General features: G+C 63.3%; 1 protein-coding gene and 1 pseudogene. One reads left to right on the forward strand and one right to left on the reverse strand.

Features of this window, described 5'->3' with window-relative positions; genetic code table 11:
- Positions 1-908: UDP-glucose 4-epimerase GalE (gene galE / locus EN969_RS30750; RefSeq protein WP_127419716.1), on the reverse strand; the 908-nt coding region annotated here is incomplete at its 3' end.
- A 268-nt stretch (positions 909-1176) separates the two neighbouring features.
- Here galE and EN969_RS30755 point away from each other — a divergent pair.
- Positions 1177-1493 (forward strand): annotated as a pseudogene (locus EN969_RS30755) (aminotransferase class I/II-fold pyridoxal phosphate-dependent enzyme); the annotation flags it as partial.

The following is a 1493-nucleotide window of genomic DNA, read 5'->3' on the forward strand; positions in this document are numbered from 1 at the left end:
GTCCAGCCGAGCTCGGCGCGGGCGAGATCCGAATTGGCGACAACCGCCGCGGCGTCGCCAGGGCGGCGATCACCCATCTTCACCTCGAAATCATGGCCAAAGGCGCGGCGCACGCTGTCGATGACCTCCAGCACCGAATAGCCATGGCTGTAGCCGCAATTGGCGACGAGGCTCTGTCCCCCGGCGCGCAGCCGCTGCAAAGCCAGGCGATGCGCCGCCGCCAGGTCGCTGACATGGATGTAGTCGCGCATGCAGGTGCCGTCCGGCGTAGGATAATCGGTGCCGAACACCTGCATGAACGGCCGCTTGCCGAGTGCCGTCTCGCAGGCGACCTTGATCAGATGGGTTGCGCCCGGCGTCGACTGGCCGGTGCGGCCCTTCGGGTCGGCGCCGGCGACGTTGAAGTAGCGCAGCGCCGTATAGCGCAGGCCATGCGCGATCGACGCGTCGCGCAGCATCCACTCACTCATCAGCTTGGACAGGCCATAGGGCGATTCCGGCGCCAGGCGGGCGTCCTCGCGCACCGGCTCCAGCCCGGCGCCGCCGTAGACGGCGGCGGTCGAGGAAAAGATGAAATTGGGCACGCCTTCGCGCACCGCGGTTTCGATCAGCGTGCGCGTCTTCGAGGTGTTGTTCTCATAATAGCCGAGCGGGTCGGCGACCGATTCCGGAACCACGATCGAGCCGGCGAAATGAATGATCGCGTCGACCTTGTTCTCCCTGATGACCGCGCCGACCAATTCCTTGTCGGCGACATCGCCGACGACCAGCTTGGCCTCCGGCGCCACTGCCCATTCGAAACCGGTGGAAAGACGGTCGAGAACGACCACGCTTTCGCCGGCATCCAGCAGCTCCCAGACCATATGGCTGCCGATGTAACCGGCGCCGCCTGTCACCAAAACTGTCATCCGCGTCCTCGCTTATCCAAGATTTATCGGAAACTGTCTCAACCCCGCTCTACTGGAAAGCCCGCCGCATGGCCATTGGAACCCCCTGGTAACCGGCATTGCCGGCCAGTGGCATTGTCCTGAAACAAAGTTCATCCACATCAAGGGAATAGGCCACGATCCGCGGTCGTTAGGAACAGGTCCGGGGCGTGGCATTTTGACCAAAAAGGCCAGGTGGACGACCAACGGGCCAATGATTATGATCCCGCGCAAAAATTGGGAAGTCGACATGAACTATCAGCGGTTCTTCGAGGAAGCGATCGACCAGCTCCATGCCGAGCGTCGCTACCGCGTTTTCGCCGACCTCGAGCGGATCGCGGGCAAGTTCCCGCGCGCCATCTGGCGTTCCAATGGCCGTGCCGAGGAAATCACCGTCTGGTGCTCCAACGACTATCTCGGCATGGGCCAGCATCCCGACGTCATCGCCGCGTTCCAGAATACCGCTGGCAAGATGGGTTCGGGCGCCGGCGGCACCCGCAACATTTCCGGCACCTCGAACCCGCTGGTCGAGCTTGAGGTGGAGCTTGCCGATCTGCACGACAAGGA

The sequence above is a fragment of the Mesorhizobium sp. M7A.F.Ca.CA.003.01.2.1 genome, from assembly GCF_003998945.1.
Classification (GTDB): Bacteria; Pseudomonadota; Alphaproteobacteria; order Rhizobiales; family Rhizobiaceae; genus Mesorhizobium; species Mesorhizobium ciceri.